Here is a 22,126-nt window from a genome sequence, read left to right on the forward strand (position 1 = left end):
TCGAGCAACTCGGTCAGCGCGAGGTTGCTCGTCACCGATTCTGTCGCTGCCTGCAGAATCACGTGGCCTCCTGTCCCGATACGGCTGGCCTGCATCGCTTGCCACCGCGTCGGAAGCTGCCAGCGCAAATTACCGGCCCCACAGTACCGGCTCCGCCTGAGAATGCTCGTGCTGTGCGCAAAATTACCGGTGCGTCAACTGCGCACCGCCTCCCTGCATACCAGGCGAAACACCGCTGCCTTAGGGTGAAGGCTGACAAAATAGGTCTTTGCCGCACAACACGGAGGTCTTACAGTGCCCATCGCGACTCCGGAGGTCTACGCCGAGATGCTCGGTCGGGCCAAAGCCAATTCCTTCGCCTTCCCGGCCATCAACTGCACGTCGTCGGAGACCATCAACGCGGCCATCAAGGGCTTCGCCGACGCAGGCAGCGACGGCATCATCCAGTTCTCCACCGGCGGGGCGGAATTCGGCTCGGGCCAGGGTGTGAAGGACATGGTCACGGGCGCGGTGGCGCTGGCCGAGTTCGCGCACGTGGTGGCGGCCAAGTACGACGTGACCATCGCGCTGCACACCGACCACTGCCCGAAGGACAAGCTGGACACGTTCGTCCGTCCGCTGCTGGCGATCTCCCAGGAGCGGGTCAACGCGGGCCGCAACCCGCTGTTCCAGTCGCACATGTGGGACGGTTCCGCGATCCCGATCGACGAGAACCTCGAGATCGCCAAGGAGCTGTTGAAGGCCACTCACGCCGCGAACATCATTCTCGAGGTCGAGATCGGCGTCGTCGGCGGCGAGGAGGACGGTGTCGAGGCCGAGATCAACGAGAAGCTCTACACCTCCCCGGAGGACTTCGAGAAGACCATCGACGCACTCGGCGCGGGTGAGAACGGCAAGTACCTGCTCGCGGCGACCTTCGGCAACGTGCACGGCGTGTACAAGCCGGGCAACGTGGTGCTCAAGCCGGAAGTGCTCGCCGAGGGCCAGCGCGTCGCGGCGGCCAAGCTCGGCCTCGGCGCCGACGCGCAGCCGTTCGACTTCGTCTTCCACGGCGGTTCCGGCTCGCTGAAGTCCGAGATCGAGGACTCGCTGCGCTTCGGCGTGGTGAAGATGAACGTCGACACCGACACCCAGTACGCGTTCACCCGGCCGGTGGCCGGCCACATGTTCGCCAACTACGACGGCGTGCTGAAGATCGACGGCGAAGTGGGCAACAAGAAGACCTACGACCCGCGCAGCTACCTGAAGAAGGCCGAGGCGGCGATGGCGGCGCGCGTGGTGGAGGCGTGCAACGATCTCAAGTCGGCTGGACGCTCGATCAGCGCCTGATCCTGATACACCCAGCTTGGTGCACATGAGTTTGGATGTGCGCGTGCTCGGGCCCGTTCGGCTGCTCGTCGGTGGTGAGCCGGTGGCCGTCGGCGGGCCCAAACCGCGAGCTCTGCTCGCCGCGCTCACGGTGAATCGGCGGCGCGCGGTGTCGTCGGCCGCGCTCGCCGATCTGGTGTGGAACGAGGAACCGCCCGACGCCTACGCCGCCAGTCTGCAGGTCTTCGTCTCGAACATCCGCAAGGCGCTGCGCAATTCCGGCGTCGACCCGGCGGCGGTGCTGCGCACCGAGTCGTCGGGCTACCGGCTGGAGATCGACGAGACCGCGTGCGATCTGGGCCGTTTCCAGGCGGCGCGGGAGGCGGGCGCCCGCGCCGCCGAGGCGGGCGATCACGCCGGGGCGGCGCAGCTGTTCGGCTCCGCGCTGCGCGAGTGGAGCGGCCGGGCGCTGGCCGATCTGGCCGGGTTGCAGTTCGCCGACGGATTCGCCACCGCCATGGACGAGGAGCGGCTGCTGGCCGCTTCGGCCCGGATCGACGCCGAGATCGCTTGCGGGCGAGCGTCTTCGGTGATCGGCGAGCTGGTCGCGATGACCAACGAGCACCCGCTGCGGGAACCGCTGTGGGGGCAGTTGATCACCGCGCTGTATCTGTCCGGCCGGCAGGCGGACGCGCTGGAGGCGTGCCGGAAGGTGCGCGGCGTGCTCGCCGACGAGCTCGGCATCGATCCGGGACCGGCGCTGATCGATCTGGAGCAGCGCGTGCTGCGGCAGGAGCCGCTGAGCACGGTCGAACTACGGCAAGTGGAACGCCTGGCCGCGGCGATGACCGAGACGGTCACCGAGGTGCCGCGCGCCGTCCGCTCCGGCCAGCTGCGGATGCCGGACGGTCGCGTGGTGGCGATCGCGCAGGGCGGCCTGCGGATCGGCCGGATGACCGACAACGACTTGGTGCTGGAGGATCCGCGAGCCAGCCGCTACCACGCGCACATCATGCCGAGTCGCTCCGGTCTGCTCATCAAGGATCTGCATTCGGCCAACGGCGTGTTCGTCAACGACGACGCGATCGACAGCGGCGTGCTGCTCGCCGACGGCGACCGGATCAGGATCGGCGGGACGATCCTGACCTTCCAGGCGCTGCACTAGTCGCAGGCGATGCCGTTGCCATCCCGGTCCAGGTGCGCGTTGAAGCCGGGTTGCCCGCGGTACAGCGGCCCGGCGCCCTCGGCGCGCACCTGGTCGCAGTCGGTGTAGATCTCGGGGGACCGCTCGGCGGGTTCCTCGGGTCGCGCGCTGTCGCCCTTCGGCCCGGTCCGGTTGTGCGGGATCGGGTGGTCGTCGTGCGGTCCGGCGATCGCGACAGCCGCGGGCGCGGCGGCGGACGCCACCGACGGCACGAGCGCGCTCGCTCCCGCCGCCAGCAGCGCCGCCGCGATCGCGGGTGCGACGCGGAGAACTGACTTGGTCACGTCCTCCATCCTGCTCCCGGATCGGCCGGTGCGCCCTATTCGCAGGCGATTCCGTCGTTGTCGCGGTCCAGGTGCGGGGCGTAACCCGGCTGTCCGCGCAACAGCGGAGCCTTACCGGCGTTGCGGACTTCCGTGCAGTTCTTGTAGTACGGGCTCGGTGGCGCTTGCGGCGGCGGATTGTTCGGCTGCCGTGGGTTGTTCGGGGCCGGTGGATTACCCGGCTGCGGAGGGGCCTGAGGCGGCGCCGCCTGCGGTGGGCAGAACTGCGCGGACCCGGAGCCGCAGAGCAGGTCGGTGAGTGGATCGGCCGCGGCGACGGGCGACCCGAAGGTGACGACGGCGGTGGCGAGCAGACCGGCGGAGCCGATGCCGAGCAAGGCGCGCAGGAGTGCGTTCTTCATGTGATCCGTTCTTGGTCGGGGCCGCGCATGATGGAACACGCTCGGCGCAAACGGTTTCGAATTCAGGCGCGCAGACGCGCTCCGACGGCCGCTCTCCCCGACTGGAGTTGCCGCGAAATGGACGCTAGCAAATCAGGGACGCTTCGCCGTGGAAATGAAGCAGATTCATCCTCTTTATTGGGCGTGTCGGTCTGCCCCCTTTTCGAAAGGCGAACGGGGTAGGGTCGTTCCCCTGGTTCGTCTTCGCAAGGTTCGTGTCCGCAATGGATTTCGAGGGGTTTGCAATGGCGATGCGAATGTTCGCCGCGATCGGCGCGATCGTGGTCGGCGCGGGAATGCTCGTGTACACCGACGGGTCTGCCGCCGCCGAGCCCGAAGCGGCAGGCCCGCTCGCGGGAGTCGGGCCGTGCGCGACCGACCCGGTGGCGACTCACGAGCCTTTGGTGCCGAAGACGCTGGAGGTGCCGATTCCCTATCCGGTGGTCACCGTGCTCCCGGCCCAGCTGCCCGAACCCGCGCCGAAGCGAACGCGGATGGAACTCCCGCCGGACCCCTGCGCCAATCCCTGTCCCGATCTCACCGATCTGCCCGCACCCCCACCGAGTCTCGCCGCACAGCTCGGCATTCCGGAGATCCTGCTCAATCCCAAACCGTTCCACTTCGCGATCCCGGGCCCCGGTCCCGATCCCGGCCAGGTGCCGCCTCCACCACCGCCGGTGCAGCCGCCGGTCGAACCCGCGGCGCAGTCACCCGCCCGCCCGGCCCCGCGCCTGAGTCCGGCCCGCGAGGTGGCGAAGCTGACCGGCGCGAACTCGGTGAACCGCACCGACAAACGCTGGCAGGTGGACGGCACCGATCTCGGCATCATGTGGGAGAGCGCACCCGGCGAGATCGCGACGGCGTTCGGCGACACCGTCGGGCGCGGCTTCCATCCGCCCGGCGGTATGGGGCTGGATTGGCGCAGCAACGTGCTGGCTTTCAGCACCGACCGCGATCTCGCCGACGGGGTGAGCTTCGACCGGATGGTCACCGACGACCGCTGCCACGCGGCCGAGGTGCTCTCCAGCCGCAAGCTCGACAACGTCGAGGTCACCACCATTCCCACCTCGGGTTTCGCGCTGGGCGGGCGACAGTACCTCAGCTACATGTCCATTCGGACCTGGAACAGCCTGCCGGGCACGTTCTTCACCAACTACGGCGGCATCGCCTACTCCGACGACCACGGCCAGACCTGGACGAAGGATCCGCACGCCCGCTGGGACAACATCTTCGGGCTGGCGAACTTCCAGGTCAGCGCGATGGTGCCGCACGGGGGTTACGTCTACATGTTCGGCACGCCCAATACCCGCCTCGGCGCGGTCGGCCTGGCCAGGGTGCCGGAAGACCAGCTGCTCAACACCACCGCCTATCAGTACTGGCGAGACGGCGCCTGGACCCCTGTCGGCGGCTTCGGCTCGGCCACGCCGATCGTGGACGGCCCCGTCGGTGAACTGTCGGTCCGCTACGACGCCGCCCGCGACGTCTGGCAGATGAGCTACCTGGACACGACGAAGGCCGCGCTCGTCGTCCGGGAGGCGGACGCACCGCAGGGGGTGTGGTCCGACAGCACGCCGACGGTGTCGGCGCTGAGCTATCCGGAGTTGTACGGCGGCTTCATCCACCCGTGGTCGTCGGGCTCCGATCTCTACTTCACCATGTCGACCTGGAGCGACTACAACGTCTACCTGATGCACTCGGCCGTCGGCGAGTGATCCGCTCCGGTCAGCGCAGCCGGACCTCGGCCAGCGCGCGGCCGAACAACTTGCGCCCCTCGGAGGTGCCGCCGAGCAGGATGGTCGCGGTGCGCGCGGCGGAGTCCAGCGACTTGATCCGTCCGGTGAACTCGACCGTGCCAGCCGCGTCGGCGGCGACCGGGACGAAGCCGGAGAACCGCACGCTGAACTTCTGGATCGCGGTGGGATCGCCCAGCCAGGAGGTGAGGTAGCCGCCGGCCAAGCCCATGGTCAGCATGCCGTGCGCGACCACCGTCGGCAGCCCGGCCAGCTGCGCGGCGTGGTCGCTGAAGTGAATGGGATTGGCGTCGCCGGACACGCCCGCGTAGTTCGCCAGGTCACCGCGGGTCAGCCGGAACGCGCCGTCGGGCAACCGATCGCCCGCGGCGAGGTCGTCGAAGGCGGGCAGCGTGTGCACGGGTGTGGACTCGTGCCGCTCCGGCTCCACCAGCGGGCTGACGCCGAGCGACACCAGCGCGTCGTTGTGCGCGAAGTCGGCGCTGCGGGATTCGACCGGGCGGCCGTGCATCATGATGTTCTCCACCACGTCGTCGAGCGTGGCGCCGACATCGGCGCCGCGGCGCGCGACGATCGTGGTCGACCCGACGATGGCGACCTCGCCGTGCTGGTTGCTCAGCGAGAAGCGCACCAGGATGAAGTCGTTGTCGCCGAACTGCCGGATCGATTCGATGATGATCTCGCTGCGCACCCGGTCGCCGGCCAGGATGGGCCGGTAGATCTCGAAGACCTGATCGGTCTGCAGGAACTGCGAGAGGTCGTACTCGGTGAGCACCGAGTCGAGCAGCGCCCTCGTCCCGCTCATCCCGATCACCGAGGCGAAGGTCGGCGGCGCGATCAGCCCGGAGTACCCGAGCGCGCGTGCGTCGGCTTCGCGCTGGTGCGCCGCGTGGTGGTTCTGTACCGCGCGGGCGAATTCCCTGACCTTCTCCCGGCCGACCTCGTAGTGGTCACGCACCCGGAAACGCTGTCCGATCGGCGTCACCGGGACGACATCGATTTCCGGCCGCGCCATCGTCTGCTCCCTGCTCATGATCCGGGCCATGCTACTGCCGGACCGGACCATTGACCAGGTGGGTGTGACGTGCGTGACCGGCATCGATGCGTGCCCGCTATCACAATGCGGCGCGGTTACTGGGTGCTCGAGGGCGGGTCGCAGACCTTCCATCCGTCGTCGGTGTGCTGCAGGTCGAAGGTGCGTGCCGACCGCTTCGCCGGGTCGGCCTCGGTGTAGACCGTGGCCTGCGCGATGGCGGTGCCGTCGGTGATGCGGATGGCGTCGATGCTGTCCACCACCGGGATGTTCTTGCGTTCCATCGACAACTTGTGCACGCCGGCGAACTGGTCGCTCGGAATGCCCTGATAGAAGTCGTGCAGCGGACCGCACGTGGTGGAGCGCAGCGCGTCCAGATCGCCGCTCTTCAGCGCGTCGGTGTAGCTGGTGATGGCGCTGCGCACCTGAGCCTCGGGAGAGTCGTCGCCGGACATCGTGACCAGCGCCACGATCACCCCGATCAGCGCGATCACCGCCACGGCCGCCGCGCCGAGCACGATCAGCCGTCGATCGGGCCGAGCCGGGCCGCCGGCCGACGCGCCCGCGCCGGGCTGCGGAGCCGGAGGGATCCGCTGCGGCGGTGCGACGGGCCGGGTCTGCGGCGCGCGCGGATCGCCCATCGACTGCGCGGGCACGGTCTGCTGGACGTCCGCGGGGGACGGCGCTGTCGCCACCTGTCGCGGCCGGCCCTGGGGGCGCTGCGGCGACGGGCGCGTGTCCTCGACTCCCGGTCCGTGCTGCGGCGGCGCGCCGTGCGGGCCGGGCTGTTTGGGGCCCGGAGCCGGACGCGGCGTGCTCGGCGGCTTGGTGACCGGAACCGGACCCGCCGGTGGCGTGACCACGCGATCGGTGCCCGGCCTTCCGCCGTCGGCGGGACGCTGGATGGGCAGCGCGACGGTCTTCGCGTCGTCCAGGCCGACCACCGGCATCGCCATCGTGACGTCATCCGAACCGGGCGGGTTCTGCGCCTCGGCCGGAGTGGATTCGGCGGCGCGCTCCTGCGCGGGAGCCGGTCCGGCCGACGGCTGCGGCTTGCGTATCACGACGGTCGCGGATTCGCCGCCCTGCGGGCTCGGCGAACTCTTCGCCTCCGAGGCGGCGGAAGGGGAATCACCCGACGCGCCCGGCGTCCCCTTCGCGGCGGCCGCGCCACCGGCGGGTCCCGCTTTCGCACCGGACTCGGGTGCTGCCTTGCCCTTGGCGGGTTGAACTGGTTGCGATGCAGCGTCTTGCGCAGCGGATCCGCTCGCAGGAGCCGTGCCCGGCGCGGAACCGCGCGCCGCACCCGACGGCGTCTGATCCCGTTTGATCACCACAGTGCGGGCATCGCCCGGCTGGTTCGGCGCGGTGGGGGGCTTCGGTGCGCCGCTGGTCTGTGGTGGGATCGGTGCGGAACCGGGCCGCGGTGCGCCGCCGGTCTCCGGCTGGCTCGGTGCGGATGCGGGCTTCGGTGCGCCGCTGGTCTGCGGTGGGTTCGGTGGGGAAGCGGGCTTCGGTGCGCTGCCGGTCTGCGGTGGGTTCGGTGCGGATGCGGGCTTCGGTGCGCTGCCGGTCTGCGGTGGGTTCGGTGCGGAACCGGGCCGCGGTGCGCCGCCGGACTCCCGCTGCTTCGACGCGGACTTGCTGTCGATCTCGGTGGTCTCCGCATCGGCGCCCGTGGTCCGACTCGGTGCGGACGCGCCCGCGCCGGTGCGCGCTGATCGGCTACCGACCTCGTCTATCGGGGCGTTCGCCCGGCCGGGACCTGCCGGTCCGGAAGGCGCCGCGCCCTTGACGCCCGGCGCGCTCGAAGCGGCGGAGCCTGCGGACGGCGACGTGTTCTGGCTGCCTGCCGGGGTCGCGCCGGGTCGGCCGGCTTGGGGCTGTGCGGCAGCGGGTGCGTGCGATTTACCGGCGCCGCCCGGTGCGGAGCCGGAGGGTGGTGGTGTCTTCTGGCTGCCCGCTGGTGTCGCGCCGGGTCGGCCCGGTTGGTGCTGTGTGGCGGCAGGGGGGTTCTGTTTACCGACGCTGCCCGGCGCGCCAGAAGCGGCTGCGCCCGCGGGCCTCGGCGCTGAACTCGGCGACGGAGTCTTCGCGTCGGATGCCGGACCGGAGGACGGTGTGCCCTCGGAGGTCGTGCCACTGGCCTTGGGTGCGGCCGACTCACTCCGGACGCCGGCAGCGGGGGGATTCGAGGAAGCAGGTCGTGCGGCGGAGCCTGTTCGATTGTCCGGAGTTACGAGCTTCGCGCCGCCCGCTGCGGGCGAGGGAGGCTGCCCGGACCCCGCGCTTTGGCCGGACCCCGCGTTCTGCGCGGTCCCCGCAGGCCTGGAGCCGCCGGGCCTCTGGGCGGAGGCCGGTGAGTTCGATTGGCCCGCAGGACCGTTCGCTGATTTCGCGCCCCCCGCGTTCGACGGCGCGTCGGTGCTCTTGGACGAGGTCGGACCGCTGCCCGGATCGGCGGATGCTCGGGCTGCCTGCGCGCCGGGAACCGAACCGCCCGACCCCGCCTTCGGGCTCGCCGCCGACGCGCCGCGACCCGAGGATGGGCCGGCCCCGGCGGGCGCGGCATCCGGCCGTTGCGCCTTGGCGATGCGTTCGGTGGGCGCGGCGGATGCCGCCGGGCCGCTCTTGTCCGCGGCCGGGGTGCGGTCGGTGCCAGCGCCGGGGCGTGCGTCGGCCCCGGCGGCGTCGGCCGGTTCGGCGCTGTTGGGCGCCGGATTCTTCTCGTCGTTCGGGTCGGACACGCACACCCCTCGTCAAAGCGGAACTGTTTGAACTCGACGGCCAGCCTAATGGTCGTGGCCCGGCGAGGTCCGGCATCAGTCCACGTCGATCCGAACGGACGCGGAGCGACTCGCGCAGTGGACGGCGCAGGGGTGGGAAGAGGGGACGGCATCACGGGAACGAGCGGGACGCAGCCGTCCGCGGGGTGCACGCGGCCGTTGCGAAGTCATCGGCGCCGAACCGGGGTCGGACAGCCACGAGATAGGCCGCGGACCGGGCACACCGGCATCGGCGAAACAGCGGCCGTCCGTCTCCCCGCCTGAGCGCAGCCGCCTGACGAGCAAACCGTCGTGCGGTGCACAATGAACCGCATGACCTCGTTCGGTGACCTGCTCGGACCGCAACCGGTATTGCTACCAGAACTCTCCGACGCCGAGGACGCGCTCCTCGACGGCGCCGATCCGGTGCGGGTCGCGGCCGAGCACCCCGCCGCCTCGATCGCCTGGGCGCATCTCGCCGAGGCGGCGCTGTCCCGTGGCGAAGCCGAGGACGATGCGGTCAATCACGACATCATCGCCGCGTACGCGTTCGCCCGCACCGGCTACCACCGCGGCCTCGACCTGCTGCGCCGCAACGGCTGGAAGGGCTTCGGTCCGGTGCCGTGGAGCCACGAACCCAATCGCGGCTTCCTGCGCAGCGTCGGCGCGCTGGCTCGCGCCGCCAAGGCGATCGGCGAGAACGACGAGTACGCGCGCTGCCTCGACCTGCTGGAAGACTGCGACCCCAACGCGGCCGCGGAGCTCGGTCTCGACTGAGTCGTAGTGATCGGAGCACCGCGTAGCGATTCGATGACGGGTGGCGGCCTGGCGCCGGGTGCGTTCGACCCGATGTCGCGGTTCGGCGCGGCCCGCGCGCGCGGCACGGCGCGGTTGCGCGCCTCGTGGGCCCGGCTGCGCCGGTCGGCGCTGCCGATCGTCCAGTGCGCGGTCGGCGCAGCGCTGGCCTGGTTTCTCGCGCATCACGTCATCGGCCACGCGCTGCCGTTCTTCGCGCCGACGGCCGCCGTCGTGTCGATGGGCATCTCCTTCGGCGCGCGGCTGCGTCGCTCGGTGGAGCTGGTGGTCGGCGTCGCGGTCGGCATCGGCATCGGCGATCTGTTCATTTCCCACGCGGGTACCGGCGTGTGGCAGATCGCGCTGGTGGTCGCGGTCGCCATGGCCGCGGCGGTGTTCCTGGACGGCGGTCCGGTCATCACCGTGCAGGCGGCGAGCTCCGCCGTACTGGTCGCGACGTTGCTGCCGCCATCGGCGGGCGGTGGCCTTTCCCGCATGATCGACGCCTTGGTGGGCGGTCTGGTCGGCGTGGTGGTGGTCGCCGCGATCCCCCTGCATCCCGTGCGCAGGGCGCGGACGCTGGCCGCCGACATCCTCGGCGTGATGGGCAGATCGATCACCGAATGCGCCGACGGACTGCTCGAACAGGATCCGGAGAAGCTGCACCGCGCGCTCACCGCGATGCGCGCCACCCAGCCGCAGATCGACTCGCTGCGCGCCACCCTGGAAGGCGGTCGCGAGATCAGCCGGATCTCCCCGCTGTACTGGAACTCCCGCCCCCGCCTCGAACGCATCAGGGCCACGGCCGATCCGCTGGACAACGCCATCCGCAACACCCGAGTCCTGTTGCGGCGCTCCCTGACCCTGGTGCGCGACGACGAAATCCTCAACCCGGGCTTGATCGACGAAGTGGAGCGGCTCGGCCAGGCCGTCGACGTGGTGCGCCGGATGATGCTGGCCGACCCCGGCGAGCAGCCCGACCGCGCCGAGGCGGCCCGCGTCTTGCGCTCGGTCGCGAAGGGCGCGCGACCGGAATTGGTAGCCGGCGCGGGGCTTTCGGCGCACGTCGTCTTCGCGCAGGTGCGATCCACGCTGGTAGACCTGATGCAGGTGTGTGGCGTGCAACGTATCTCGGCGATTGCCCTGCTGCCGCCGACGGTCAAGAACCCTTACGTGCGGCCCGAGGTCTGAAGCCGTACTACTCAGCGGTATTCGGACATTCGTGCCGGGCACAGTGGTCCGCGCCGGACGCGGCGCGCCGCGAATTCGATCTTCGGGTAGTCCGCTACTCGGGTTGCGCGCGTCGTCTCGTCGTAGCTTTGCGATGTGACCGCGAGTCGCGGGGTATCGCGGTCGATCGCTTCGCACGTGGACGAAAGGACCTCCCGGCCAAGGGGTGTGGCGGCCGGGAGGGGGCGGGATCGGACACGGGCGAAGAAGCGGGGCCGTTCGGCAACCCGACCGGGCGGCCCCGCGCCACGCAGCACGGCCGCTGCGGCGGGTCGCCGAAGATCAGGTCCAGAACCGCGTCAGGTAGCTGCCGTAGCGGGACCAATTCGACGGAACGCCGGACAGTTCGAACAGCGCGTACACCGCGTCGAAGAACACCTGGTTGATCGCGGGGGTGGACAGCAGCGCGAACAGGATCAGCATGCCGAACGGCTTGAACTGGTCGAGCGAGCGTCTGGTCTGGTAGCTCAGCGACGGCTCGACGATGCCGTAGCCGTCCAGGCCCGGCAGCGGGACCAGGTTCAGCAGCGTCGCCGTGATCTGCAGGAACGCGAGGAAGCTCAGGCCGAACCAGAACGCGGCGTGCGTACCGGAGCTGCCCCAGATCCGCACGATCGCCAGCAGCAGCACGGCGCACAGCGCGTTCACGGCGGGCCCCGCGCCGCTGATGATCCGTTGCGTGCGCGGCGCGACATTGTGCGTGTGCACGTAGACCGCGCCGCCGGGCAGGCCGATCCCGCCCAACGCGATGAACACCATCGGCAACACGATCGACAGCAGCGGATGGCTGTACTTCAGCGGGTTGAGCGTCAGGTAGCCGCGCAACTCCACCTCGCGATCACCCGCGCGCCACGCCGTGTACGCGTGGGCGAACTCGTGCAGGCACAGCGAGACCACCCAGCCGAACACCACGAGGACGAACACACCGGCCTTGGCTCTGGTGGAATCCAGCGGTGCATCCCAGGCCAGCGCGCCGCCGACCGCGGTCACCACGACCACGAGCAGGAACACCGGGCTCGGCCGGACCGCACGCGATCGGCGGTTCAGGGAAAAACTCATCGCACCAGCAGCCAGGGTTCGTGATGGCGGTAGAAACTCGAGCGCGGCACCGGGCGATCGGCGCGGACGCCGTCCCTGGTCACGATCGCGCCCGGCGTGCCGAGCTGCGCCGCTCGCCCCTCCACCCAGCGCCGTTTGCGGAACCTGCGCCGCACGGCAGCCCGCACACCTGGCGGTTCGAGGCACGGCGAGACGAGCATGGCCGTCACCTCACCGGAGAACAGCAGCGTGTCGTCGACGTAGGCCTCGCCTTCGAGCCGATCGCCGCCGACGCCGGTGATCACCGCCCGGCCCGCGAGTACCTTGCCGGTGTCGTCGCGGACCAGCGGCGTCTCCACGGCGCGGCCGCCGATGGCGCGCTTGGCGGCGGCGTTGCCGGTGCCGGTCTGGTAGGCGCGCGAGGCGTAGGTCTTCTCGACCGGGACGTACCCGATCTCCACGTGCAGGCGCTCGGTGCGCATCAGATGGGTGAGCACCGCGGCGAGCGCGGCGTCGTCGCCCAGCACGATCAGGCGCGGCAGGCTGTCGGCGGCCAGCACGGGAAGCAGCTCATCGATCACGGCGGGATCGGGGACGACGGCCGTCTGGGTGGTCGGCAGCGCCGCGAGCGCGATGGGTACGGGGGCGCCGTCGCAGCGGAGAACATGGGTACTCAAGCTGCCGTACACCCTCCTCGGTTCGAGCCGACACCGTCGGGCCCCTCGCCATTGCCTGGCGAACCCGCTGCGGCTCGCCCGTGCCCGCCGCGCTGCCGCTCGGCGTGCCGTGCAACCTTAGCCCTGCCCGGCCGCGGCCACACGGTTGTCGAGCCTACGACGAGATCCGCCGCGATGCCGCTCGGGACGGGTCGGCTAGACTGTGCTTCCGGCCACCGCCTCAGTACGGCAGGTAGCTGCAACACACCAGTGTTGCCTGTCGAACCGTAGGAGACACGACCATGCCGGCAATCGTCCTGATCGGCGCCCAGTGGGGCGACGAGGGGAAGGGCAAAGCAACCGATCTGCTCGGTGGTCGGGTGAACTGGGTGGTTCGGTACCAAGGCGGCAACAACGCGGGTCACACCGTGGTCCTGCCCAACGGCGACAACTTCGCCCTGCACCTGATCCCCTCCGGCATCCTGACCCCCGGCGTGACGAACGTCATCGGCAACGGTGTCGTCGTCGACCCCGGCGTGCTGCTGGACGAGCTGGCGGGCCTGGAGCAGCGCGGCGTCGACACCTCGGGGCTGCTGCTCTCGGCCGACGCGCACTTGATCATGCCGTACCACGTGGCCATCGATAAGGTCACCGAACGCTTCCTCGGCAACAAGAAGATCGGCACCACCGGCCGCGGCATCGGGCCGTGCTACCAGGACAAGGTGGCCCGCGTCGGCGTGCGCGTCGCGGACGTGCTGGACGAGAAGATCCTCACCCAGAAGGTCGAGGCGGCGCTGGAGTTCAAGAACCAGGTGCTGGTCAAGATCTACAACCGCCGCGCGCTCGACCCGCAGCAGGTGGTGGACGAGGTGCTCACCCAGGCGGACAGCTTCAAGCACCGGATCGCCGACACCAGGCTGCGGCTGAACCTTGCGCTCGAGCGCGGTGAGACGGTCCTGCTGGAGGGCTCGCAGGGCACCTTGCTCGACGTGGACCACGGCACCTACCCGTACGTCACCTCGTCGAACCCGACCGCGGGCGGCGCGGCGGTCGGCGCAGGCATCGGACCCAACAAGATCAACACGGTGCTCGGCATCCTGAAGTGCTACACCACCAGGGTCGGTTCCGGTCCGTTCCCCACCGAGCTGTTCGACGAGTTCGGCGCGTACCTGGCCAAGACCGGCGGCGAGGTCGGCGTCACCACCGGGCGCGCCCGCCGCTGCGGCTGGTTCGACGCGGTGATCGCGCGCTACGCCACCCGGGTCAACGGCATCACCGACTACTTCCTCACCAAACTGGACGTTCTATCCAGTCTGGAGACGGTGCCGATCTGCGTCGCCTACGAGGTCGACGGCGAGCGGGTCGAGCAGATGCCGACCACGCAGACCGAATTCCATCACGCGAAGCCCATTTTCGAGGAAATGCCCGGTTGGTGGGAGGACATTTCCGGTGCGCGCACCTTCGAGGAGCTGCCCGCCAACGCTCAGGCGTACGTGTTGCGATTGGAGGAGCTGTCCGGCGCGCGTATTTCCTGCATCGGTGTGGGTCCTGGGCGGGACCAGACCATCGTCCGGCACGACGTACTGGGTTAGAACCTGTTCGAATTCCGCGTCGGCCAGCGGAATTTCGGCAAGATCACCGGAAATTCGCCACATCTATCGTGCTCGCTCGGCTTCGATCATGATCGGTGAAGAACTACAGTTGGAACATGGCTCGGAACTGGCCGATGATCGAGCGCGAGAGCGAATTCGAGGCGATCCGTGCGGCGCTGACCGGTCCGGAGCACGTCGGCGTGGTACTGACCGGCGACGCCGGGGTGGGCAAGACCACCCTGGCCCGGCACGCCACCTCCGCGATCGGGGGCAATGTCCGCTGGGTGGCGGGCACCGAGTCGGCGCGCAGCATCCCGCTGGGCGTGTTCGCGCACATGGTCGGCGTCTATACGGCGCACGATCCGGTCACGTTCATGTCGGCGGCGCGCGAGGCGTTGCTCGCCGACGGTGACACGGTGATCGGCGTCGACGACGCGCATCTGCTCGATCAGCTCTCCGCCACGCTGCTGCTGCAACTGGCGATCGACAAAGCCGCGCACATCGTGGTGACCGTGCGCAGCGGCGTTCCGGTGCCGGACGCGGTCACCTCACTGTGGAAAGACGGCCACCTGACGCGCATCGACCTGCGGCCGTTCACCCAGCGCCAGAGCGTCGAACTGGTGGAGTCGATGCTCGGCGGGCAGCTCGAGGGGTTCACCGCCAATCTGATGTGGGAGTCATCCGCCGGAAACGCGCTGTTCCTGCGGCATCTGGTGGAGGGAGCGCTGGAGGCGGGCACGCTGCGTCAGGTCAACGGCGTGTGGCAACTGCGTGGACGCGCGGCGGTGACCTCGGAGCTTGCCGCGCTGCTGGAGGACCGGGTCGAGCAGTTGCCCGAGCCGGTGCTGCGGGTGCTGGAACTGCTGACCTTCTGCGAGCCGATCGATCTCGACGTGCTCGCCGAATTGGCGGGCGAGGACGCGGTGGAAGCCGCCGAAACGCGCGGTGTGATCCGGGTGGTGGAGAATTCGCGCGATCTGATCGTGCGCTACAACCACCCGCTGTTCGGAGAGGTGATCCGCCGCAGGCTCGGCATCGCCTCGGCGCGGCGGCTGCGCGGCCGGTTGTATTCCTCGCTCAAGGAACGCCGGATCAATTCCGCCGCCGACCGCATCCGGCTGGCCGAATTGGCGCTGGACAGTGACAAATCCGCGGATCTGGAATTGTTCGAAGCGGCCGCGGCCGACGCGATCGGATTGGCGAATCTGCCGCTGGGCGAGCGTTTCGCCCGCGCAGCCGTGGAGCGGCGCGGCGGCGTGGAGGCCGCCGACCTGCTGGCGCGCGCCCTGCTGTGGCAGGGGCACCGGATCGAGGCCGAGCGCACCCTGGCCAGCTTCGACCCCGACCAGCTCGACGAGGTGCAGTTGGCGCGCTGGGGCAGCACCAGGGTGGCGAACCTGTTGTGGGCCATGGGCGATGCCGATCGCGCCGACGAGGTGCTGAAGCTCGTGCGCGGGAAGGTGCGGCATCCGAAGATCGCGGCCATCTTCACCGGTCTTGCGTCCGCCAGCCTGGTGAACGAGAACCGCGTCGACGACGCGATCGCCGAGGCGGAGGCGGTGATGTCCGCCGACGGCGCGCCGCCGTGGGCGGTGTGGTGGGCGTCGTTCGGCGGCGGCCTGGCGTCGGCGTTGATGGGCAAGGCCGAGGACGCCAGGCGGTACGCCGCCCGCGGGCACGAGGTGGAAGAGCACATCGACGGGCTCAACCGCTTCATGTCCACGCACGCCGAGGTGCTCGCCCTGACATTCGCGGGCGATCTGGAGGCCGCCAGGCGCTGCGCGGGGGCGTTCGTCGGCTACTCATCGCCGGGTCAGTATCTGGCCTGGGGCATGTCGAAGATCCTGCAAGGCACCGTCGATGTGGCGCAGGGCCGCTTCCTGGACGGCATCGAGAATCTGGAACAGGCGCTGGCCGCATTGGCCGCGGAGGGCGCGGCCGCATGGATGTTCCCCGCGCGAATCCGCCTGGCGGAAGCGTATTCGGCGCTCGGTCGGCCCGTCGAGGCCGCCGAGTCGATCGCGCACGCCACCGCGCGGGGCGGCAGGCACAGCGCCGTGTACGAACCGCAACTGGAAGTGGCGCGTGCTTGGCTGGCCGCAGCCGAAGGAACCGTGACGCCCGCCATCCGCATCGCGGTGGGCGCCGCGGACGCGGCCGCGCGCTCGCATCAGCACGCGATCGAGGCCATGGCGCTGCACACCGCGGCCCGCTTCGGCGACCATTCCGTGTCCGGGCGACTGGCGGAACTGGCCGACCGGGTGGAAGGGCGGCTGGTCCAGGCGCAAGCGCGGCACGCGGTCGCGCTCGCCGCCCACGACGGACCCGGGCTGGACGCGGCCGCGGCCGAATTCGAGCGCATCGGCGTGCTGCTGTCGGCCGCCGACGCCGCGGCGCAGGCCGCCTCGGCACACGAGCGCGCCGGGGACCGGCGCAAGTTGCTGGAGTCCGCCGCCGCGGCCAACCGGCTCGCCGCCGCCTGCGGCGGAGCGAGCACCCCGGCGCTGCGGCAGGCCGCGCAACCCTTGCCCTTGACCGCGCGGGAACGCGAGATCGCCAACCTCGTCGCCGCGGGCCTGTCCAACCGGCAGATCGCCGACCGGCTCACCGTCTCGGTGCGCACCGTCGAAGGCCATCTCTACCGGGCCTGCATCAAGATGGACGTCACCGATCGGGAGTCCCTCGGCGCGCTGATGCGCGGTGAGTCCGGGAGCGCGATGTGACCCTGCGGCCCGCCGCGGTGATCGCGACGATGGCGACCGGACTGGTCCTGGCCGCCGGATGCTCGGACCGGCAGCCGCAGCCAGTTCCCAGTTCTGCGCCTGCCTCGGCGACGGTCGCGCCGAAGACCGAGACGCCGCAGGAGCGCAACGCCCGGGTCAGGCAGAAGCTGATCGAACTCGGTTGCTCGACGAACGCCTGCATCCAGACCTACTTCGGCTGCGAGGACGGCTACATCACGGGAGAAGCCTGCGACTTCTACCGCGCCCACCCGGTGCTGTGATTTCTCCAGCGCCCGCGGCGCTGGGTGTGCTGTGCTGAATTGCCGCGCCTTCGGCGCTGAGTGTTCGCGGCCCCTTTGTGGCTCGCGTGTGCGCGACCGCCGCTTGCTCCTTCGTCGCGTACGCGGCGGCCGCGCACACGCGAGCCGGGCCGCGAACGGCGGATGCTCGGTCTCGCTTCGCTCGAAAGTCGTGGTCGAGGTGCGCTGGGCGCGTCGGTGTCGCGGCTCGCTGCCGGGGGCACGCCCGTTCGTCGTGGCTGGTGTCGGCTTTCTTCGACCGACCCGCGCGCTCCTTCTTCGCGTATGCCGCAGCTGGGTAGACACGAGCGGGCCGCGAACGGCGGTTGCTTGGTCTCGCTTCGCTCGAGACGTGGTCGAGCTGGTTGATGGTCTGCGGCGGCAATTCGAAGCGGCGCTGCGGCGTTCGATGTATTTGCGGCAGCGGTCGTTCAGAACAAGGTGGGCTCGCCGAAGCCCGGGGTGCGCTCGATGGCCAAGAGGCGCTGCTTGGTGTCGATGCCGCCGGGGGCGGAGAAGCCGTGTAAGGCGTGGTCGGCGGCCAGGACGCGGTGGCACGGGATGATCAGGGGGATCGGGTTACGGCCCAGGGCTTGTCCGACCGCCTGTGCGCCGCCCGGGGCGCCGACGAGGTGGGCGACCTGGCCGTAGCTGAGGGTGTGGCCCGGGTCGATGGCGCGCGTGACGGCGTAGACGGCGCGGTGGAAGTCGGGAATCCCGCTGGTGTCCAGTGCGATCCAGCGCAGGTCGTCGAGTTCGCCGGCGAGGTGGGCGCGGATGCCCGCGATGGCGGCGGCCACGGCGCCCGTGGGCGGCTCTTCGTGGATTCGCTCGCCGGTGCGTCCGCGTGTGATGCGCGCGCGGGTAGCCGCTGGGGTCGCCTCCGGGAGCTGGAAACGGATCACGCCGTGCTCGTTCCACGCGATCGCGCAGCAGCCGATCGCGGTGTCGAACAGCGTCGCCGCGATCGGGCCGGACGGTGCGGGGCGGCCGGAGACCTCAGGCTCGGTGGCCTCGGCCGCCGGACGATCGGCGGCGAGGCGAGCGGCGTCACTCATGAGGCAAGTCTGCACCGCGGGACCGACAAGTGCGCAATGAGCGGTCCAGTTTTCCGAAACTGGCTTTAGATATCCGGATCGCTTATGGCGCTTCGCCACGGCTGTGGATCGCGGCGAGGTCGGAGTATCTCCGCTGGTGCTCGTAATAGGAGAGAGGTTGGTCCGACATCCGTGTCCGGGGGTGGAAGCGTTCGAGGCGGAAGGTGCGGGTGTCGCGGTCCGGCGCGAATCGGTGGATCAGGAAGCCGAGCAGGGCGGCGGAGAGCAGAGTGGCGAGGACGGTCATGTCCGCCAGCGTGCGCGCCACTGGCCTTGCCAATGAATATCCAATCAGCCGATACTGGACCGATGGCGACGAGAGTGATCGGCGCGGGCAGCCTGGCTCGCGATCTGGGCCGTTGGCGGCACGCGCACGACGGCGATCCGGATGCGGCCGGGCGGCGGTCCACTCGCCCGGCCTACTTGGCGCTCGCCGAGGGCATCCGGCTGCTGATCCACGACGGGCGCGCGCCGCTGGGCGTCGCCTTGCCCAGCGAACGGGATCTCGCCGCCACCCTCGGGGTCAGCCGCACCACCATCACCTCCACCTACGCGCTGTTGCGCGAGCACGGCTACCTGATCAGCCGCCAGGGCTCGCGCAGCACGGTGGCCCTGCCTCGCGACGTGCAGCACGACGGCGTCAAACCGGCCCGCAGCATCCTGGCGATGATGGGCTCGCCCGAGTTGCCCACCGTCGACATGACCTATGCCGCCATGGCCGCCCCGCTGGAGATGCAGGACGCGTATTCCGTCGCTCTGGAAGGGATTCCGGCCTACCTCGGCACGCACGGTATGGACCCGGTCGGCGTGCTCGCGCTCCGCGAGGCCATCGCCCGCCGCTACACCGCGCGCGGGCTGCCCACCGAGCCCGATCAGATCCTGGTCACCCTCGGCGCCCAGCACGGCCTGCGCCTGCTGCTGAACGTGCTCACGGTGCCCGCCGCCCGCGTGCTGATCGACCATCCGACCTACCCGAACGCCATCGAGGCGATCCGCGACGTGGGCGCGCGGCCGGTGCCGGTGCCGCTGCGCCCGGAGGACCCGGCGGGCGGCTGGGACCTCGACGGCATCCGCAGCGCCGCGCGGCAGACCGCGGCGGGCCTGGCCTATCTGGTGCCGGACTACAACAACCCGACCGGCCTGCTGCTCGACGCCGACGGCCGCGCCGAACTGGCCGCCATCGCGCGGGAGACCAGGATGACCATCGTGATCGACGAATCGATGGCGGACCTCGGGCTCGGCGACGAAGTTCCGCCGCCGCCGGTCGCCGCCTTCGCCAAAGGCTCCGAGATCGTGACCATCGGCTCGGCCTCGAAATCGTTCTGGGGCGGTCTGCGCGTCGGCTGGATCCGGACCAGCCAGGCGCTGATCACCAAGCTGCTCGGCATCCGCTCCACGGTCGACCTCGGCACCCCCGTGATGGATCAGCTGGCCACCGTGCATCTGCTGGAGCACGCGGAGGCGATTCTCGACCGGCGCAGGGACCAATTGCGCTCGCAGCGTGCCGCACTGCTCGACGCGCTCGCCGAGGAACTGCCGGACTGGCGCGTCAGCGTCGGCGCGGGCGGAATGTCGGTGTGGGCGCAGCTGCCGACCTCCGTTTCGACGGCGTTGGCCGCCACGGCTCCCAACCACGGCGTATTGCTCGCGGCCGGACCCCGATTCGGTGTGCAGGGCGCGTTCGAACGGTTCCTGCGGTTGCCGTTCACCCACCAGGAACCCGAATTGCGTTTGGCGGTCAAGGCCATCGCGTCCGCCTACGCGGCGCTCACGCCGCGCGCCGCGGATCCGTTGACGCCGTTGACCTGCTACTGAGGCGATTTCGACGAGGTGGGAGTGCCTCCGCCTGCGGCATGTTCCCACACCGCCGAGCACGATCGGCCTGCCACCCCTCGGGACTGGCCCTCGTCGTGCTCGGGCGGTGTGCAGAAGCTCGCACGGCGCGAAGGCCTCCGGCGAGAGCGGCGGTCAAGGAGCGGACCGCATGCGGTCCGCGATTCTCGAAAAGCCACCTGCTCGCGGACAGTATGGCAGGACCGGCACGAAACTGTCGAACCGGTTGGTATGTTACAAGTTTCAATTATCGGCCACGGGGCGGGATGGCGCCACGCCACCCCGCCCGATGCTCACTCGGCCCAGACCGCTTCGATCGGGGTGGCGGTGGTCGGCGGCGGGGTCGGAATTCCGTTCGGGGTGCGGGAGAATCGCGGCGCGGGGGCGTGCTGAGTGATGTTGTCCAGCTCGAGCAGTGAGCCGCGGGCCGCGATGTGCTCGTTGCGCGTCGCCTCCTCGAACGTGAGCACGGGGGAGACGCACGCGTCGGTCCCGACGAAGATCTCGGCCCACTCGTCCCGCGTCTTGGTCCGGAAGCGTTCGGCGAAAAGCTTTTTCAGCGTGTCCTGCCCGGCGGGATCGAGCTGGAACGGCAGGCCGTCGGCGTCGATCTCCAGCCCGGCGAGCAGCTGGGCGTAGAACTGCGGTTCGATCGCGCCGACCGCCATGTACTTGCCGTCGGCGGTTTCGTAGGTGTCGTAGAACGACATTCCGGTGTCGAGCAGATTCACGCCGCGCTCATCGGACCAGGCGCCCGCGCCGCGCATGCCCCAGATCATGTGCGAAAGGGCAAGGGCGCCATCGACCATGGCCGCGTCGATCACCTGGCCCTTGCCGGACTGCTGCCGCTCGACCAGCGCGGCGAGGATGCCGAACACCAGGAACATCGAGCCGCCGCCGAAATCGCCCACCATGTTCAGCGGCGGAACGGGGCGTTCACCCTTGCGGCCGATGGCGTGCAGCACGCCGGTGATGGAGATGTAGTTGATGTCGTGCCCGGCGCGATCGGCCAGCGGGCCCTCCTGACCCCAGCCGGTCATCCGTCCGTAGACCAGGCGCGGGTTGCGGGCGAGCGCGTCGTCCGGGCCGATGCCCAATCGCTCGGTGACGCCGGGGCGGAAGCCCTCGATCAGCACGTCCGCCTTCTCGACCAGGCCGAGCACCTTCTCGATGTCGGCGGGGTCCTTGAGGTTGGCCTCGACGATGGTCCGGCCGCGCAGCTGCGGACGGTCGAACCCGCCGGGCAGCTGGCCGGCCCGCTGCACCCGCACCACGTCGGCGCCCAGATCGGCGAGCAGCAGCGCGGCGTGCGGACCGGGGCCGATCCCGGCCAGCTCGATGACCTTGATGCCCGCGAGCGGGCCCTGCTTGGCGGTGGATGGAGTGCTCACGCCCTACCTCGGTTCGTCGTTCGATCCAGCGCACCGGTGGCCGGTGCGTCCTCCCGGCAGTCACCGGGAAGGATGTATTGACAGTATGACAATAACGTGGGGGCCGAAGCCCTGGGCATCCTCGAACGTCCACGGGCGCTGAATCGACGGCTCGCCCGATGGTGCGCCCGGCTCTAGGCTGCACGTGTGGAAGCGCTGTCTGATCAGGGGTGGTACAACCTTCTCGCCGGTCTCGCGATCGTGGTCGGTCTGGCCGGGATCGTCGTGCCGATCCTGCCGGGCGTCATCCTGATCTTCGCGGCCATCGCCGTCTGGGCATTCCTCACCGGGGGCGCCACGGCCTGGACGGTTTTCGCGATCAGCACCGTGCTGCTGGTGCTCTCGGGTGTCGTCAAATACACCTGGCCGGGGCGGCGGATGAAAGACGCGGGAGTGTCCAACCGCGCGCTCCTGCTCGGCGCGATCCTCGGCGTGATCGGTTTCTTCGTGATCCCGGTGGTCGGCCTGTTCGTGGGTTTCGTTCTCGGCGTTTACCTCTGGGAACTCCAGCGGCTGCGGGTCAACCGGCAGGCATGGCAGGCGACGGTGCACGCGTTGAAGGGCGTCGGCCTGTCCATGCTGATCGAGCTGTTCGGCGCGTTGCTGGCCACCGGGGTCTGGCTCGCGGGCGTCTTCGCCGTCTGAGCG

At 70.1% G+C, this 22,126-nt stretch carries 20 protein-coding genes; 11 read left to right on the top strand and 9 right to left on the bottom strand.

The window, feature by feature from the left end:
• The first annotated feature begins 294 nt into the window (after positions 1–294).
• Both fbaA and ACH49X_RS11225 read left to right on the top strand, forming a co-directional pair.
• Positions 295–1,329 carry a class II fructose-bisphosphate aldolase gene (gene fbaA / locus ACH49X_RS11220; RefSeq protein WP_195080834.1) on the top strand — a complete coding sequence of 345 codons (1,035 nt, stop codon included), beginning with the start codon at positions 295–297 and terminating at the stop codon, positions 1,327–1,329.
• A 25-nt stretch (positions 1,330–1,354) separates the two neighbouring features.
• Positions 1,355–2,473, top strand: coding sequence for a BTAD domain-containing putative transcriptional regulator (locus ACH49X_RS11225; protein WP_195080833.1), 1,119 nt, complete (start codon positions 1,355–1,357; stop codon positions 2,471–2,473).
• Here the strand turns inward: ACH49X_RS11225 and ACH49X_RS11230 are convergent.
• The gene (locus tag ACH49X_RS11230; RefSeq protein WP_357208889.1) at positions 2,470–2,796 is read right to left on the bottom strand and encodes an excalibur calcium-binding domain-containing protein; all 327 of its coding nucleotides are present in this window, start codon (positions 2,794–2,796) and stop codon (positions 2,470–2,472) included. The genes ACH49X_RS11225 and ACH49X_RS11230 overlap by 4 nt on opposite strands.
• 35 nt (positions 2,797–2,831) lie before the next feature.
• The gene (locus ACH49X_RS11235; RefSeq protein ID WP_195080831.1) at positions 2,832–3,197 is read right to left on the bottom strand and encodes an excalibur calcium-binding domain-containing protein; all 366 of its coding nucleotides are present in this window, start codon (positions 3,195–3,197) and stop codon (positions 2,832–2,834) included.
• A 284-nt stretch (positions 3,198–3,481) separates the two neighbouring features.
• Here ACH49X_RS11235 and ACH49X_RS11240 point away from each other — a divergent pair, with 284 nt between their 5' ends.
• Positions 3,482–4,948 (top strand): DUF4185 domain-containing protein, encoded by a 1,467-nt coding sequence (locus ACH49X_RS11240; RefSeq protein ID WP_357110572.1) that lies wholly within the window; start codon positions 3,482–3,484, stop codon positions 4,946–4,948.
• Between the two features lie 10 nt (positions 4,949–4,958).
• Here the strand turns inward: ACH49X_RS11240 and ACH49X_RS11245 are convergent, their stop codons facing one another.
• Both ACH49X_RS11245 and ACH49X_RS11250 read right to left on the bottom strand, forming a co-directional pair.
• The gene (locus tag ACH49X_RS11245) at positions 4,959–6,020 is read right to left on the bottom strand and encodes a fused (3R)-hydroxyacyl-ACP dehydratase subunits HadA/HadB (protein ID WP_195080829.1); all 1,062 of its coding nucleotides are present in this window, start codon (positions 6,018–6,020) and stop codon (positions 4,959–4,961) included.
• 98 nt (positions 6,021–6,118) lie between these two features.
• Complete coding sequence (locus ACH49X_RS11250; protein ID WP_323124690.1) at positions 6,119–7,084, bottom strand: hypothetical protein; 966 nt, start codon at positions 7,082–7,084, stop codon at positions 6,119–6,121.
• A gap of 262 nt (positions 7,085–7,346) precedes the next feature.
• Between ACH49X_RS11250 and ACH49X_RS11255 the strand changes: the two genes are divergently transcribed.
• The 3 genes from ACH49X_RS11255 (at position 7,347) to ACH49X_RS11265 (ending at position 10,771) form a co-directional block, all read left to right on the top strand.
• On the top strand, positions 7,347–8,798 hold the full coding sequence (locus tag ACH49X_RS11255) for a hypothetical protein (protein WP_357208888.1): 1,452 nt from the start codon (positions 7,347–7,349) through the stop codon (positions 8,796–8,798).
• Between the two features lie 311 nt (positions 8,799–9,109).
• The gene (locus tag ACH49X_RS11260; protein ID WP_195080827.1) at positions 9,110–9,562 is read left to right on the top strand and encodes a DUF3151 domain-containing protein; all 453 of its coding nucleotides are present in this window, start codon (positions 9,110–9,112) and stop codon (positions 9,560–9,562) included.
• A gap of 72 nt (positions 9,563–9,634) precedes the next feature.
• On the top strand, positions 9,635–10,771 hold the full coding sequence (locus tag ACH49X_RS11265) for an FUSC family protein (RefSeq protein ID WP_357110587.1): 1,137 nt from the start codon (positions 9,635–9,637) through the stop codon (positions 10,769–10,771).
• A 321-nt stretch (positions 10,772–11,092) separates the two neighbouring features.
• Here ACH49X_RS11265 and ACH49X_RS11270 read toward each other — a convergent pair whose 3' ends face one another.
• Both ACH49X_RS11270 and ACH49X_RS11275 read right to left on the bottom strand, forming a co-directional pair.
• Positions 11,093–11,869, bottom strand: coding sequence for a site-2 protease family protein (locus ACH49X_RS11270; protein ID WP_357208887.1), 777 nt, complete (start codon positions 11,867–11,869; stop codon positions 11,093–11,095).
• Positions 11,866–12,525 (bottom strand): hypothetical protein, encoded by a 660-nt coding sequence (locus ACH49X_RS11275; protein ID WP_357208886.1) that lies wholly within the window; start codon positions 12,523–12,525, stop codon positions 11,866–11,868. The genes ACH49X_RS11270 and ACH49X_RS11275 overlap by 4 nt, the downstream gene beginning before the upstream one ends.
• A 281-nt stretch (positions 12,526–12,806) precedes the next feature.
• Between ACH49X_RS11275 and ACH49X_RS11280 the strand changes: the two genes are divergently transcribed.
• From ACH49X_RS11280 to ACH49X_RS11290, 3 genes are all read left to right on the top strand, one after another.
• Positions 12,807–14,096 carry an adenylosuccinate synthase gene (locus ACH49X_RS11280; RefSeq protein WP_195080824.1) on the top strand — a complete coding sequence of 430 codons (1,290 nt, stop codon included), beginning with the start codon at positions 12,807–12,809 and terminating at the stop codon, positions 14,094–14,096.
• A gap of 116 nt (positions 14,097–14,212) precedes the next feature.
• A complete protein-coding gene (locus ACH49X_RS11285; RefSeq protein WP_195080823.1) occupies positions 14,213–16,819 on the top strand; it encodes a LuxR family transcriptional regulator in 2,607 nt (868 codons plus the stop codon).
• A complete protein-coding gene (locus ACH49X_RS11290) occupies positions 16,816–17,100 on the top strand; it encodes a hypothetical protein (RefSeq protein ID WP_195080822.1) in 285 nt (94 codons plus the stop codon). The genes ACH49X_RS11285 and ACH49X_RS11290 overlap by 4 nt, the downstream gene beginning before the upstream one ends.
• A gap of 449 nt (positions 17,101–17,549) precedes the next feature.
• Here the strand turns inward: ACH49X_RS11290 and ACH49X_RS11295 are convergent, their stop codons facing one another.
• Positions 17,550–18,176 carry a methylated-DNA--[protein]-cysteine S-methyltransferase gene (locus ACH49X_RS11295; protein ID WP_195080821.1) on the bottom strand — a complete coding sequence of 209 codons (627 nt, stop codon included), beginning with the start codon at positions 18,174–18,176 and terminating at the stop codon, positions 17,550–17,552.
• Positions 18,177–18,258: 82 nt separating this feature from the next.
• Positions 18,259–18,495 carry a hypothetical protein gene (locus ACH49X_RS11300; RefSeq protein ID WP_195080820.1) on the bottom strand — a complete coding sequence of 79 codons (237 nt, stop codon included), beginning with the start codon at positions 18,493–18,495 and terminating at the stop codon, positions 18,259–18,261.
• Positions 18,496–18,524: 29 nt separating this feature from the next.
• Between ACH49X_RS11300 and ACH49X_RS11305 the strand changes: the two genes are divergently transcribed.
• The gene (locus ACH49X_RS11305; protein WP_195080819.1) at positions 18,525–20,030 is read left to right on the top strand and encodes a PLP-dependent aminotransferase family protein; all 1,506 of its coding nucleotides are present in this window, start codon (positions 18,525–18,527) and stop codon (positions 20,028–20,030) included.
• Positions 20,031–20,341: 311 nt separating this feature from the next.
• Here ACH49X_RS11305 and ACH49X_RS11310 read toward each other — a convergent pair whose 3' ends face one another.
• Complete coding sequence (locus ACH49X_RS11310) at positions 20,342–21,439, bottom strand: CaiB/BaiF CoA-transferase family protein (protein ID WP_195080818.1); 1,098 nt, start codon at positions 21,437–21,439, stop codon at positions 20,342–20,344.
• Positions 21,440–21,625: 186 nt separating this feature from the next.
• Between ACH49X_RS11310 and ACH49X_RS11315 the strand changes: the two genes are divergently transcribed.
• Positions 21,626–22,123 carry a DUF456 domain-containing protein gene (locus ACH49X_RS11315; protein ID WP_323124527.1) on the top strand — a complete coding sequence of 166 codons (498 nt, stop codon included), beginning with the start codon at positions 21,626–21,628 and terminating at the stop codon, positions 22,121–22,123.
• Positions 22,124–22,126 lie beyond the last annotated feature (3 nt).

Origin of the sequence: Nocardia sp. NPDC019323 (assembly GCF_044389845.1) — a bacterium.
Classification (GTDB): domain Bacteria; phylum Actinomycetota; class Actinomycetes; order Mycobacteriales; family Mycobacteriaceae; genus Nocardia; species Nocardia implantans.